Origin of the sequence: Aliiroseovarius conchicola, from assembly GCF_041403445.1 — a bacterium.
GTDB classification, from domain to species: Bacteria; Pseudomonadota; Alphaproteobacteria; order Rhodobacterales; family Rhodobacteraceae; genus Aliiroseovarius; species Aliiroseovarius conchicola.
On the sequence record NZ_JBGEHL010000016.1, the window covers coordinates 39,770 to 52,086 of the forward strand.

The 12,317-nt window shown below is 55.2% G+C and carries 14 protein-coding genes and 1 tRNA gene; 9 read left to right on the plus strand and 6 right to left on the minus strand.

The features are described from left to right. The first annotated feature begins 2 nt into the window (after window positions 1–2). Window positions 3–311 (plus strand): Dabb family protein, encoded by a 309-nt coding sequence (locus V6N04_RS17145; RefSeq protein WP_371171420.1) that lies wholly within the window; start codon window positions 3–5, stop codon window positions 309–311. A 68-nt stretch (window positions 312–379) separates the two neighbouring features. Here the strand turns inward: V6N04_RS17145 and ykgO are convergent, their stop codons facing one another. Next, on the minus strand, window positions 380–505 hold the full coding sequence (gene ykgO, locus V6N04_RS17150) for a type B 50S ribosomal protein L36 (protein WP_005850168.1): 126 nt from the start codon (window positions 503–505) through the stop codon (window positions 380–382). Between the two features lie 81 nt (window positions 506–586). Further along, window positions 587–661 (minus strand) — tRNA-Val (locus tag V6N04_RS17155). A 167-nt stretch (window positions 662–828) separates the two neighbouring features. Between V6N04_RS17155 and V6N04_RS17160 the strand changes: the two genes are divergently transcribed. Then, a complete protein-coding gene (locus tag V6N04_RS17160; RefSeq protein ID WP_371171421.1) occupies window positions 829–1,689 on the plus strand; it encodes an N-formylglutamate amidohydrolase in 861 nt (286 codons plus the stop codon). Window positions 1,690–1,692: 3 nt separating this feature from the next. Here V6N04_RS17160 and V6N04_RS17165 read toward each other — a convergent pair whose 3' ends face one another. Further along, window positions 1,693–2,946: a DNA polymerase IV gene (locus tag V6N04_RS17165; protein ID WP_371171422.1), complete on the minus strand. Its 1,254-nt coding sequence runs from the start codon at window positions 2,944–2,946 to the stop codon at window positions 1,693–1,695. A 62-nt stretch (window positions 2,947–3,008) separates the two neighbouring features. Here V6N04_RS17165 and V6N04_RS17170 point away from each other — a divergent pair, with 62 nt between their 5' ends. The 3 genes from V6N04_RS17170 to V6N04_RS17180 are packed head-to-tail and all read left to right on the plus strand — an operon-like array spanning window position 3,009 to window position 4,652. Further along, on the plus strand, window positions 3,009–3,452 hold the full coding sequence (locus tag V6N04_RS17170) for an NUDIX hydrolase (RefSeq protein WP_371171423.1): 444 nt from the start codon (window positions 3,009–3,011) through the stop codon (window positions 3,450–3,452). Window positions 3,453–3,495: 43 nt separating this feature from the next. Beyond that, window positions 3,496–4,383 carry an SPFH domain-containing protein gene (locus V6N04_RS17175; protein ID WP_371171424.1) on the plus strand — a complete coding sequence of 296 codons (888 nt, stop codon included), beginning with the start codon at window positions 3,496–3,498 and terminating at the stop codon, window positions 4,381–4,383. Next, the gene (locus V6N04_RS17180; protein ID WP_371171425.1) at window positions 4,383–4,652 is read left to right on the plus strand and encodes an NfeD family protein; all 270 of its coding nucleotides are present in this window, start codon (window positions 4,383–4,385) and stop codon (window positions 4,650–4,652) included. Before V6N04_RS17175 ends, V6N04_RS17180 begins: the two co-directional genes overlap by 1 nt. A gap of 20 nt (window positions 4,653–4,672) precedes the next feature. On the opposite strand, the gene V6N04_RS17185 is transcribed toward V6N04_RS17180, so the two are convergent. Next, window positions 4,673–5,401 (minus strand): hypothetical protein, encoded by a 729-nt coding sequence (locus V6N04_RS17185; RefSeq protein WP_371171426.1) that lies wholly within the window; start codon window positions 5,399–5,401, stop codon window positions 4,673–4,675. A gap of 123 nt (window positions 5,402–5,524) precedes the next feature. Next, window positions 5,525–6,244: an orotidine-5'-phosphate decarboxylase gene (gene pyrF, locus V6N04_RS17190; protein ID WP_371171427.1), complete on the minus strand. Its 720-nt coding sequence runs from the start codon at window positions 6,242–6,244 to the stop codon at window positions 5,525–5,527. Window positions 6,245–6,478: 234 nt separating this feature from the next. Between pyrF and clpB the strand changes: the two genes are divergently transcribed. Then, complete coding sequence (clpB, locus tag V6N04_RS17195; RefSeq protein WP_371171428.1) at window positions 6,479–9,094, plus strand: ATP-dependent chaperone ClpB; 2,616 nt, start codon at window positions 6,479–6,481, stop codon at window positions 9,092–9,094. Between the two features lie 87 nt (window positions 9,095–9,181). Here the strand turns inward: clpB and V6N04_RS17200 are convergent, their stop codons facing one another. After that, entirely contained in the window at window positions 9,182–9,421 is a 240-nt protein-coding gene (locus V6N04_RS17200; RefSeq protein ID WP_371171429.1) for an EF-hand domain-containing protein, read from the minus strand. 374 nt (window positions 9,422–9,795) lie between these two features. Between V6N04_RS17200 and V6N04_RS17205 the strand changes: the two genes are divergently transcribed. The 3 genes from V6N04_RS17205 (at window position 9,796) to msrQ (ending at window position 11,924) form a co-directional block, all read left to right on the plus strand. Then, window positions 9,796–10,251, plus strand: coding sequence for an Mpo1 family 2-hydroxy fatty acid dioxygenase (locus V6N04_RS17205; RefSeq protein ID WP_371171430.1), 456 nt, complete (start codon window positions 9,796–9,798; stop codon window positions 10,249–10,251). Window positions 10,252–10,371: 120 nt separating this feature from the next. After that, window positions 10,372–11,280, plus strand: a complete 909-nt coding sequence (gene msrP / locus V6N04_RS17210; protein ID WP_371171431.1) for a protein-methionine-sulfoxide reductase catalytic subunit MsrP — start codon at window positions 10,372–10,374, stop codon at window positions 11,278–11,280. Further along, complete coding sequence (gene msrQ / locus V6N04_RS17215) at window positions 11,280–11,924, plus strand: protein-methionine-sulfoxide reductase heme-binding subunit MsrQ (protein WP_371171432.1); 645 nt, start codon at window positions 11,280–11,282, stop codon at window positions 11,922–11,924. Before msrP ends, msrQ begins: the two co-directional genes overlap by 1 nt. Window positions 11,925–12,317: the final 393 nt, after the last annotated feature.

Sequence of the window (12,317 nt, forward strand, 5' to 3'; positions counted from 1 at the left end):
CCATGATCCTTCACAGTGTCTATTGTGATTTTAGAGCCGACGCGGCGGATGCACAGAGAAACGACGTTCTTGAAGCTCTTGCGCAGTTCAGTGAGGCGTTGGAGGGTGTGCTTGGGTTTGATTTTGGTCCCAACCGTGATTTCGAAGGGAAATCTGCTCGTTTCGACGCCGGGTTTGTCATTCGATTTGCGGATCGGGAAGCGGTCGAAGCCTATGCTTTACACCCCACGCATCAAAAACTGGGTGCTCGGCTTTGTGAGCTTTGCAATGGCGGAGCCGAGGGCATTATGGTGTTCGATTTAGAAGTCTAGGGTATCAATATCCCCAAACGAAAAAAGCCGCCCATCGGGCGGCTATTTCTTTGTCGCTGCTGATGCGATCAGCCCTGACGGGCTTTGAACCGGCGCTGCGTTTTATTGATCACGTATACGCGACCTTTGCGACGCACCACGCGGCAATCGCGGTGGCGGTTCTTCAGCGAGCGGAGTGAGTTACGAACTTTCATGTTCTTTCTCCTTCAACGCGGCGCTGCGGTTGCGCCTAAGCTTCATTTTACCGTCTGACCTTGCGGTCATCTGGCGGTTCATGGTGGGCGATACTGGGATCGAACCAGTGACCCCTTCGATGTCAACGAAGTGCTCTACCGCTGAGCTAATCGCCCTGAAAATTCTATTGAACCAGCCAATTTGACCAATCCAAACAACGCGACGCGGGAATTCCCGCGCCTGTTCGCGGTTCTATAAAAGGAGTCGTGGTTGTGCGCAAGAGCTTTTGACCAGAGAATTTTTGCCTTTATATACTTTGTAGGAATGGTTCAAAGGACTGGTCATGTCGACATCTTCTTACACGTTGATACAACCTGCCGCACGCACAACAAGCGTGGTCTTTGCGTCGCCCCATAGCGGGCGCGATTATCCGACCGATTTCCTAACAAACACGATTTTGGATCAGGACGCCGTGCGATCGTCTGAAGATGCGTATGTCGACCTGCTCTATGACACGGTTCCGGAGCAAGGAGCGCCACTTCTGTCCTCGAACACGCCGCGGGCCTATGTTGATCTGAACCGCGGTGCGGATGAGCTTGACCCGGCGTTGATCCGCGGTTTGCGCAGAACGGATCATAACCCGCGGGTTTCGTCCGGTTTGGGTGTCATTCCACGTGTGGTGGCTGGGGGGCGTGCGATCTATCGGGGCAAGATGACGCTGAGCGCGGCACAGGCCCGTCTGGCGGGCCACTGGCACCCCTACCACAACGCGCTTCAAACGCTTCTGGACGAAAGTACGGCGCTGTTTGGTGAAGCGATCTTGATCGACTGTCACTCCATGCCACATGAGGCGGTGACCAGCCTTGCGAAGGGCGTAACACCCAGCCCGGAAATCGTCTTGGGTGATCGCTTCGGGGCGTCGGCCTCTCCGCAAATTGTGGAGCGTGTCGAGGCAGCGTTCAAACGCGCGGGTTTTGTGACCGCGCGCAATACGCCCTTTGCAGGGGCGTACATGGCGCAGCATTACGGTCGCCCTTCGCGTCGCCAACATGTGGTTCAAATCGAAATTGATCGCGCGTTGTATTTGGAAGAGCATTCGGTGAAACCCAACAGCAATTTCAAGCAGATGCAGGTGCGGCTTGCTGCGGTGATCAAAGACATTGCGGCCATTGGGCAGGGGCGAAACGCGTTGGCCGCAGAATAGGCCCTAGCGAATGCCACGCCCTTTTACGATGCTGTCATCCCCAAAACGGGCGCGGATTTTGTCAGTTGCCCGTTCGGCCGCGCGTCGCTGTGCAGCTTGAGGGTCCAACAGATCATCGGTCAAATCTGCGCCTTCTGAGGCTCCGAGATGGCTTAGGCCAACGCCGATCAAGCGGAAAGGGCCTTGGTCGGCCACAGTGTCATAAAGCGCGCGAACTGTGTGATAGATACGGTCCGCCGATTGGGTTACATCACCAAGATTGCTTTGACGGCTAATGGCCCGAAAATCGGCACGCTTTAGTTTTAAAGACACCACGCGCCCCGCCAAGTCCCGCGCCTTCGCCCGGTCCGAGACCTTTTCCGATAACCGCCACAGATGCCCGTCCAGAATATCCGTGTTGGAGGTATCCTCGAAAAACGTCGTTTCGTTCGAGATCGATTTGATTGGCGCATGGGCCGATACACGGCGCCGGTCCTCGCCTCGTGCCAGATGCCACAACCGGGTACCCATTCCGCCAAATCGCGCGGTCAAATCCTCTTTTTCCCAACGCAGAAGATCCGAAAACGTTCGAATGCCTGCCTTCTCTAGTGCCGCCTTGGTAACCCCACCGACACCCCAGATCAGGCTGACGGGCTTGTCGTGCAGAAACTGTGCGGTTTCGGCCTTGCCGATCACCGAGAATCCGCGCGGTTTGTCGAGATCCGAGGCAACCTTGGCCAGAAACTTGTTATGGCTAAGCCCGATAGAGCCCGTCAGCCCAAGTTCGTCATTCATACGTTTGACCAGTTTTGCCAGCATGACAGCGGGCGGTGCACCATGAAGCTTCTCAGTTCCGGTCATGTCCAGAAAAGCTTCGTCCAAGGACAACGGTTCGATCGACGGGGAAAGTTCGTCCATCATCGTGCGGATCTGCTTTGATACCTGAGCATATAGGCTCCCGCGTGGGCGGATCACCACTGCGTCTGGGCACAACTTCAAGGCTTGAAACATCGGCATGGCTGAACGGACACCACGAATGCGCGCCACATAGCAGGCCGTCGACACAACACCCCGCTTACCGCCCCCAATGATGACGGGTTTGTCCGCGAGTTCTGGGTTATCGCGCTTTTCGACTGATGCGTAGAACGCATCGCAATCCATATGCGCGATGGACAGATCGAAAAGCTCGGGATGCGACATAACCCGAGGGCTACGGCAACTGGGGCAGCGGCGACCGTTATCGAATTGGGTCAGGCATTCTCGGCATAGTGCGGGCATGGAGACTATTTAACCTATGCGTTGGGCGGCCTCAAACACTAGGATAGCAGTAAGGAGGCAAAGTGTTGGAATTCAGTGGTGCGAAATTGGTTTTGCTGATCGGTGGACGGGTGGCGACCCTTCTTAGGGATGACCGGCCCGATATTCCGTTTCCGAACATGTGGGATTTCCCAGGGGGTGGTCGCGAAGGCCAAGAAAGCCCCGAGACCTGTGTTTTGCGAGAGACCCAAGAAGAGCTTGCGATTGTTGTGTCACCCGAAGACCTAATCTGGAGAAAAGTGTTGGATAACCCGTCGATACCGGGCACCAGATCTTATTGGTTTGCGGCCTCTTTACCGGCGCACCGAGCGCAAGAAATAACACTAGGAGACGAGGGACAAAGGTGGGTCTTGATGCACCCAGATGAATGGTTTGCCGATCCGCAAGCGATCCCTCATTTTAAGCCAAGGTTGCGGTTGGCCCTTGATGCTTTGGCGCGTCATGGTATTGAAATTAAGGGTAAATGACCCCATCTAGTTGATCAGACAGAGATAGTGAAAGGTATAATACATGAATGATATCCCCGCAGAACTCCTAGGTGGAAACAGTGTGCTGCTGTTGTTTGCAGCGTTCCTAATTGTTCTCGTTTTTCTGGGCGTCAAAATAGTCCCTCAGAGTGAGAAATACGTGGTTGAACGCTTTGGGCGTTTGCAATCTGTACTTGGACCGGGGATTAATTTTATTGTACCGCTGTTGGATCGCGTGCGCCACAAAGTCTCGATCTTGGAGCGTCAGTTGCCAACAGCCAGCCAAGACGCGATCACCTCGGACAACGTGTTGGTGCAGGTGGAAACCAGCGTGTTTTACCGCATCCTTGAACCAGAAAAGACGGTGTATCGTATTCGTGACGTCGACGCTGCTATTGCGACCACTGTGGCCGGGATCGTGCGTGCCGGCATTGGCGAGATGGAGTTGGACGAAGTGCAATCCAACCGCCAGCAGCTGATTTCCCAGATCAAGCAACAAGTGGCAGACGCTGTTGATGATTGGGGGATAGAGGTCACACGCGCCGAGATCCTTGACGTGAACTTGGATATCGCAACGCGTGAAGCAATGCTTCAGCAATTGAATGCGGAACGGGCGCGCCGCGCACAGGTGACTGAAGCCGAAGGTACGCGCCGCGCTGTTGAACTGGCTGCAGATGCCGAGCTTTATGCGGCAGAGCAGACTGCGAAAGCACGCCGCATATCGGCTGACGCAGAAGCCTATGCCACAGAGGTCGTCGCAAAGGCGATCAAGGACAATGGGTTGGAAGCCGCACAATATCAGGTTGCGTTAAAGCAAGTCGAGGCGTTGACGGCTGTTGGCGCAGGTGAGGGCAAGCAGACCATCATTCTGCCGACCCAAGCGCTGGACGCCTTTGGAGATGCATTCAAACTGCTGAAAGGAAAACCATAATGCTTTGGTCTACGTGGTGGGTTTGGGTCGCGGGAGCAATTGCCCTTGGCATCTTCGAGATGCTCGCCCCCGGCTTCATCTTCCTTGGCTTTGCCGTTGGTGCAGCCGTGGCGGGGCTGATCCTTTTGGTCGGGGCGGCCCCAAGCCTTCCGTGGCTGTTGGTGATATTTGGCGGTGTCTCGTTGGTGACGTGGCTGGTGTTGCGTCAAGCAATAGGTGTTCGCAAAGGCCAGTCGAAGAGCTTCGATACGGACATCAACGAACACTGAAAAACCGGAGCAAAGGCGGCTTAGTCCGCCTCTGCATAAAAGAAATACGGCATCTCTTGTGCTAATGTTCTGCCCTTCAGAAGCCAGCTAAGGCCGAAAGCCCACAAGGCAACGCTTTCCACCCAAAACGTGAAATTCCAGCGCGTATCCCAAACTTGGCCAAGCTGCGGAAAACCCAACTTTACGATGCCAAGCAAGGCGACCATACCTAAGATAGTCCAACCGAATATGCGGTAGCATAGATTGCGGCGTTGTTTATGGAGTTTCGGTGATTTGACCGAGCAGCGTGTGAACAACCGGATGGAAATGACACCCATCGCTGTCAGGAATACTCCTGCTGCGACCAAATGGATCGCATCTTGCACCCCATCCAATGCCGGAGGAAGCAACCGGTCAAGCAATGTTGGCGCGTCGTCGCAGGCACCACGGGTACAAAGTGTCGGGATGAAGGCTGTCGCAAACACGGCAATGCCGCCAACTCCCGAAACCAGCCGGTCGGTCAGGATTTCACCGCTGCGGCGCGGATAGCCTTGGTATGTCAGTAAGAACAGCCCGACACCTGCTGATGCTGACACGAATACCTCGCGCATTTCGGTATAGAAAAAGGCCGAGATCGAGCTTTGCATGGGCACACCGAACACCCAGACGCCGATCAACAGAACGAATGGTAGCGTTAGGCCAATGGCGCCGATCATCTGGCGCTGGTGACGTATCGTTTGCATGTCCGTTGATGTCTCTTGCTCGATCATTTTCACCTCACCTTTTGAACCAATTACACGGCTCCCGCCATGTTCATTCCTTATGCCCAAACGCGCAAGCGTTCGGGGCATGACTGCGGTTCATACATTTACCGGTGGGCGTTAAGCGGGCGTTTAGTGAGCGTTCGCTTGCTTGGCCTGCGGCGAGTTCATCTCGGCCAGCACAGCCTCGGCCGCAGCGCGCGGGCTTTCCGCGTTGCGAATTGGGCGGCCAACGACGATGTGATCAACCCCATCGGCGACGGCTTGGGCTGGCGTGGCGATCCGCTTCTGATCCCCCAAATCAGCCCCGGCAGGTCGAACACCTGGGGTGACAATCAACTTGCCTTCGGCTTCGGGCAGGGCGCGGATCAGTTTGGCTTCTTGGGGTGACGCGATGACGCCGTCGGCACCGGCTTCAAGTGCAACCGCTGCGCGTTCCAGCACCAGATCCTGAATATCGCCGGGTTTAATCAGGCTGGCATCAAGGTCGGCACGATCCAGCGATGTCAGGATTGTGACCGCCAGGATTTTCATGTCACTGCCCCCCTTACCTTCCTGCGCTGCGCGCACCACGTGCGGGTCACCGTGGACGGTCAGAAAATCCAAATCGAATTGCGAGAGGCCGCGAACAGCGGCTTCGACCGTGTTGCCGATGTCGAAAAGCTTCATGTCCAGGAAGATTTTCTTGCCGTATTCGTCTTTAAGCTCATTTGCCAATGCCAATCCGCCTCCTGTCAGCATCCCCAATCCGATCTTGTAGAAATTCACAGCATCACCAAGCGTTTCAGCCAGTTTCAACCCGTCTAGCGCATTCGGGACATCAAGGGCGACGATTAGGCGGTCATCGGACATTTGGGGCTCCTAGCAGTTGGTTGCCCCGTCCTAACCGCAGCCCGATACAAAGGCAATTCATGTGCCGATCACAGCTTTGGGAAACGGATCGTAGATCGTTCGATTTTTGCTGAAATTGCGGTCTAGGTCATCTTGCATTTGGCGCTGTAAATCCCATCTTTAAAACAAGGCCCAGCAAGGGATGTGCCGCACAGGTGGGCATCCAAAATATGGGCGCTTTAGAAGGAGAACGACATGGACTTATCGAAGTTCACTGAGCGGTCGCGCGGCTTTGTTCAAGCTGCCCAGACCATCGCATTACGCGAAAATCACCAACGTTTGGTGCCAGAACATTTGCTCAAAGCCCTCATGGATGATGAGGAAGGCATGAGCGCCAACCTGATCCGCAAGGCAGGTGGGTCGCCCGAAAATGTGCGTGCTGCCGTTGATGCATCAATTGAGAAGCTGTCGAAAGTGACGGGCGACGCGGCACAGGTTTATATGGACAATGCCACCGCCAAAGTGCTGGACGAAGCGCAGAAACTAGCCAAGCAAGCCGGTGACAGTTTTGTCCCGGTAGAACGTCTTTTGACGGCTCTTGCCATGATCAAGTCCAAGGCACGGGATGCATTGGACGCAGGTGCTGTGGATGCCAAGAAACTGAACGCTGCGATCAACTCGATCCGTCAAGGGCGTACGGCTGACAGCGCCAGTGCTGAAGACAGCTATGAAGCGCTGTCGAAATACGCGCACGACCTGACCGAAGCGGCCGAAGCGGGCAAGATTGACCCGATCATCGGGCGGGACGAAGAAATTCGTCGCACGATGCAAGTTCTGTCGCGCCGCACCAAAAACAACCCGGTTTTGATCGGTGAGCCCGGCGTGGGTAAAACCGCGATTGCCGAAGGTCTTGCTTTGCGCATCATCAATGGTGATGTGCCGGAAAGCCTGCGCAATAAGAAGCTGATGGCGCTGGATATGGGGGCGTTGATTGCTGGCGCGAAATATCGCGGTGAGTTCGAAGAGCGCTTGAAAGCCGTTCTGAACGAGGTGACTGACGCTGCTGGCGAAATCATCCTATTCATCGACGAAATGCACACGCTGGTTGGTGCTGGGAAATCGGATGGTGCGATGGATGCGGCCAACCTGATCAAGCCTGCGCTTGCTCGGGGTGAATTGCATTGCGTCGGAGCGACGACGCTGGATGAATACCGCAAGTATGTCGAGAAGGACGCGGCCCTTGCCCGTCGCTTCCAGCCTGTGATGGTTGAAGAGCCGACGGTCGAAGACACAATCTCGATCCTGCGCGGCATCAAAGAGAAGTACGAGCTTCACCACGGGGTTCGGATCTCGGACAGTGCGCTGGTGTCGGCATCTACGTTGAGCCATCGCTATATCACAGATCGCTTCCTGCCGGACAAAGCCATCGACTTGGTTGATGAGGCCGCCAGCCGTTTGCGGATGGAGGTCGATTCGAAACCCGAAGAACTTGACGCGCTGGATCGTCAGATCATGCAGATGCAAATCGAAGCCGAAGCGCTTAAGCTTGAGGATGACAAAGCATCGAAGGATCGCCTTGAGAAACTTGAGGCCGAGTTGTCGGATCTTCAGGAGAAATCTTCGTCGATGACGGCCAAGTGGCAAGCTGAACGTGATCAGCTGGAAGGTGCGCGTGGCTTGAAAGAGCAACTTGACCGGGCGCGTGCTGAATTGGATTCGGCAAAGCGCGAAGGCAACCTGGCCAAGGCTGGCGAGCTTTCCTATGGCGTCATCCCAGAGCTTGAGAAAAAGCTTGAGGATGCAGAAGGCACCGAGACCGACATGATGGTTGAGGAAGCCGTGCGGCCAGAGCAAATCGCGAGCGTGGTCGAGCGCTGGACGGGTATTCCGACCTCGAAAATGCTGGAAGGCGAGCGTGAGAAGCTGCTGCGCATGGAAGATGAGCTTCATAAACGCGTTATCGGGCAGGCGTCAGCTGTGACGGCCTTGTCCAATGCGGTGCGTCGTGCGCGTGCTGGTCTGAATGATGAGAACCGGCCGCTTGGGTCGTTCCTGTTCCTTGGGCCGACTGGCGTGGGTAAAACCGAGCTGACGAAGGCGGTCGCTGAATACCTCTTTGATGACGACAACGCGATGGTCCGTATCGACATGTCGGAGTTCATGGAGAAACACGCAGTTGCCCGTCTGATCGGAGCGCCTCCGGGCTATGTTGGATACGATGAGGGTGGGGTTCTGACCGAAGCTGTGCGGCGCCGGCCCTATCAGGTCGTCCTGTTCGACGAGGTCGAAAAAGCGCACCCCGACGTGTTCAACGTGCTGCTGCAGGTGCTGGATGACGGCGTTCTGACCGACGGGCAGGGGCGTACTGTTGATTTCAAGCAAACGCTGATCATCCTGACGTCAAACCTTGGGGCGCAGGCGCTGAGCCAGTTGCCAGATGGGGCGGATGCGTCGGATGCGAAGCGTGATGTGATGGATGCGGTGCGGGCGCACTTCCGCCCCGAATTCCTGAACCGTTTGGATGAAACGATCATCTTTGACCGCCTCAACCGCGAGGATATGGGCGGGATCGTTGATATCCAGTTGGCGCGTCTGGCCAAACGCCTTGCGCGACGCAACATCGTGCTTGAGCTGGACGCCGATGCCCGCAAGTGGCTTGCTGATGAAGGATATGATCCTGTGTTCGGCGCACGTCCTTTGAAGCGTGTGATCCAACGCGCGTTGCAGGATCGGTTGGCCGAGATGCTGTTGGCTGGTGATGTGATGGATGGTGACACCATTTCGGTCACGGCAGGGGCTGAGGGTTTGATCATTGGTGATCGGCTATCAACCTCGAATCAACAACCGCCGTCGGACGCTGTGGTTCACTAAGCGCCACTCTAAAACCAAAGTAAATTAGCCCCGCCGGAATGAACCGGCGGGGCTTTTTTGCCGTGAGTGGTGTGAGGTGGGGAGCCCTCAACCCTCGGCGGGGATCACTCCGGCTTCTTGGGCCGCAGCCAACTCGCCTGCGTCCAGCGTGCCGCTGGCATCCGCGTCAGCAGCCGAGAACACCTCGGCGGTCACGTCGGGAAACACCGCGACCAGCTCGTCCATCGTGACTTGGCCATCTTCGTTGGCGTCCACAGCAGCAGTGTCAGCCATCAGTGCAGTCGAACCGGCAATCAGAAGGATGCCTGCAAGGGATGTGGTTTTCATTCGTATTACTCCAAGATTAGTTGTTCGCACCCAAACACGAGGTGCAGGGACATAAGGAACACGAGGATTGGCGCCCTTCATGCAAATACCTGAAAACTGGTCGGTTTCGGCGCAACCTTGCGGGAATCGCCTCTACCTTCAGGCGAAGTTTTGCGTGTCCAAACTGTGTTGCGGGTGTCCGGCGAAAGCCTGCTTTGTGCGGCCTTCGATATTGGCGAGGGTATGCCGAAAAAACCCGTGCAGGAGGGTGGGCTAAATCACGCTGGGCGCAGATTGATTCTCTGCAACCAGCGATGCCTAACGCAAAGTTAGGCTTGGAGGTGAGATCGAGCCGTGGCTAGGATCACCGAAAACGACCGAAGGGATGGATTGCGATGGGCCGGATCGATGCGCTTTTAAATGAATATGGCGAAAGCCACCAAAACCCGACCAATAAGCTGGTGCACTGGATCTGCGTGCCCGTGATCTTCTGGACCGTGATGGCTGGCCTATATGCCTTGCCCGCACCTGCGATATTTGGATCGATGGGGTGGCTGTTGGTCGCGTTGGTGTTGGCGCTTATATATTATGTCAGTCTGTCGCCGCGTCTGACCGTTGGCCTCGTCCTGTTCATCGTACTTTGTTATGTGATCATCCTATTAGTTGAGGCGGCCGGCTTCACGATATGGAAAGTTGCGGCGATCTTGTTTGTGTTGGCGTGGATCGGTCAGTTCTGGGGCCATAAGGTCGAAGGTAAGAAGCCATCGTTCTTTAAGGACCTACAATTTCTACTGGTTGGCCCGGCATGGCTATTGGGGTTTCTGTATCGCCGGGCAGGTCTTTCTTACTAAGACAACATGTAAATTACGCAGAATGTTACAATCCTCTGGCGAGGACGTGAGCCAATGTGCTTTGGATTTCATCCCGACCTGTCTTAGGTGAAGATGAGACAAAGCAACGAGGATCGCCAGATGGCTTATAAGAATGAGTTGAAACGCTCGGACGTCACACCACGCGCCGATTTCCTGAACCGGCGTCAATTAATGAGCGGCGCTGTAGGTTTGGCTGCCGGTATGGCGTTTGGCCCTGCGATGGCCGCGTCGGAGTATTCGTCCGATCTGGAGCCGACGTCGCTTGAGGACGTGACATCGTACAACAATTTCTATGAGTTCGGCACCGGCAAGGGTGACCCAGCGAAAAACGCGCATACCCTCACGACCTCTCCTTGGGCCATTGAGATTGGCGGTATGGTTGATCGTCCAGGCTCTTATAGTCTGGAAGATATCGTCAGTAAGATGACCATCGAGGAGCGCATCTATCGGTTCCGTTGTGTTGAAACTTGGTCGGCCGTTGTGCCGTGGGATGGATTTCAACTGAGCCAGCTTCTTGATCTGGTTGGTGTTCAAAGCGATGCCAAATATGTGGCGTTTGAAACTGTTTATCGCCCGGATGAAATGCCAGGTCAGAAAACCAACAGTTTGGATTGGCCTTATCGTGAAGGTCTTCGTCTCGACGAAGCCATGAACCCGCTCACTTTGATGGCGACGGGGATGTATGGTGAACCCATGCCCAAGCAAAACGGCGCACCGATCCGGCTCGTTGTGCCGTGGAAATATGGTTACAAGTCGATCAAGTCGATTGCGAAGATTACGTTGACGGACACGCAGCCAGAAACCACATGGAATATGCTGCAGCCAAGCGAGTATGGTTTCTATTCTAATGTGAACCCAGAAGTCAGCCACCCACGTTGGTCGCAGGCTTATGAAAAACCAATCGGTGGCGGATTGTTTGCCAAGCGCCAGCCGACGTTGATGTTCAATGGATATGAAGACCAGGTCGCCAGCCTTTATGAAGGCATGGACCTAGCGGTGAATCACTAATGGCTGTTGTTGACCACATTAACACCGCCGCGCGAAAGGTGCCTGTCTGGGCGCTTTATATAATAGGTGCGCTGTGGCCCGTTTGGTTGTTCTATCAGGCGGCCACCGGGGCGATGGGGCCTGAGCCGGTAAAGACGCTTGAACATGAATTGGGCGAGCTTGCGTTACAGGCACTGATTTTCGGATTGGCGATTACTCCTTTGCGGGCCATTGCAGGCGTGAACCTAATCCGGTTCCGCCGCGCGGTAGGTGTTCTGACGTTTTACTTTGTATCGGCTCACCTATTGGTGTGGCTGGTGCTTGATGTGCAGATACTCTCTGAGATTTGGAAAGACATCCTGAAGCGGCCTTACATTACCGTCGGCATGGGGGCGTTCTTGTTGATGATCCCTCTGGCGGTAACGTCGAACAACTGGTCGGTGCGTAAGCTTGGACCAAAGTGGCGCAAGCTCCACAAGTTGGTATATCCGACTGTACTGTTGGGTGGCATCCACTACATCATGGTTGGCAAAGTCTGGGAGTCTGAGGCCCTGATCTATATGGCCGTTATCTTGAGCCTGCTTGGATGGCGCGTTTGGGAGGCTCGTAAGAAGTCCAAAAAACGGCGTTCACCTTCGAATATGCCAAACCGAGTCGCGTCCTAAACGCGCGACTCGAGTGAATCGCGCCACATTCGGGGTGGTTCGACAGCAAATCACACGTGAATCGCAGCGATTCACTCCCCGAACACCCTGCGAGTCTGTGGATAAATCCGGTTTAGGCCTCTTTGGCGCTGTGAGCAGGCAAATAATATTGCGCAAATCAGCCGCATCAATGCTATTTCATTGCCGCAACCTACCAAAAACAAACGGAAAATCTGGTTTTTGCAAAAAGTTTCGCATTTGCGGAAAAAAGGACTTGCGGGCACCCGGCCATAAGCCTAGAACCCCCTTCACCGGCGGCGCTGATGGCGCACAACGGGACGCGGGACGGCGGCGCGACGGAGTTGCGGCAAGGGAGCGCGGAGAAAGTTTTGAGGTTTTTGATGCGGGTTGCGC

Bases quoted from the DNA above. Each gene is read 5' to 3' on its own strand.
- ykgO (WP_005850168.1), bottom strand. From the start codon at position 505: ATGAAAGTTCGTAACTCACTCCGCTCGCTGAAGAACCGCCACCGCGAT.
- V6N04_RS17175 (WP_371171424.1), top strand. From the start codon at position 3,496: ATGAATGATATCCCCGCAGAACTCCTAGGTGGAAACAGTGTGCTGCTG.
- clpB (WP_371171428.1), top strand. From the start codon at position 6,479: ATGGACTTATCGAAGTTCACTGAGCGGTCGCGCGGCTTTGTTCAAGCT.
- V6N04_RS17145 (WP_371171420.1), top strand. From the start codon at position 3: ATGATCCTTCACAGTGTCTATTGTGATTTTAGAGCCGACGCGGCGGAT.
- V6N04_RS17200 (WP_371171429.1), bottom strand. From the start codon at position 9,421: ATGAAAACCACATCCCTTGCAGGCATCCTTCTGATTGCCGGTTCGACT.
- V6N04_RS17165 (WP_371171422.1), bottom strand. From the start codon at position 2,946: ATGCCCGCACTATGCCGAGAATGCCTGACCCAATTCGATAACGGTCGC.
- V6N04_RS17205 (WP_371171430.1), top strand. From the start codon at position 9,796: ATGGGCCGGATCGATGCGCTTTTAAATGAATATGGCGAAAGCCACCAA.
- V6N04_RS17180 (WP_371171425.1), top strand. From the start codon at position 4,383: ATGCTTTGGTCTACGTGGTGGGTTTGGGTCGCGGGAGCAATTGCCCTT.
- pyrF (WP_371171427.1), bottom strand. From the start codon at position 6,244: ATGTCCGATGACCGCCTAATCGTCGCCCTTGATGTCCCGAATGCGCTA.
- msrP (WP_371171431.1), top strand. From the start codon at position 10,372: ATGGCTTATAAGAATGAGTTGAAACGCTCGGACGTCACACCACGCGCC.
- V6N04_RS17160 (WP_371171421.1), top strand. From the start codon at position 829: ATGTCGACATCTTCTTACACGTTGATACAACCTGCCGCACGCACAACA.
- V6N04_RS17185 (WP_371171426.1), bottom strand. From the start codon at position 5,401: ATGATCGAGCAAGAGACATCAACGGACATGCAAACGATACGTCACCAG.
- msrQ (WP_371171432.1), top strand. From the start codon at position 11,280: ATGGCTGTTGTTGACCACATTAACACCGCCGCGCGAAAGGTGCCTGTC.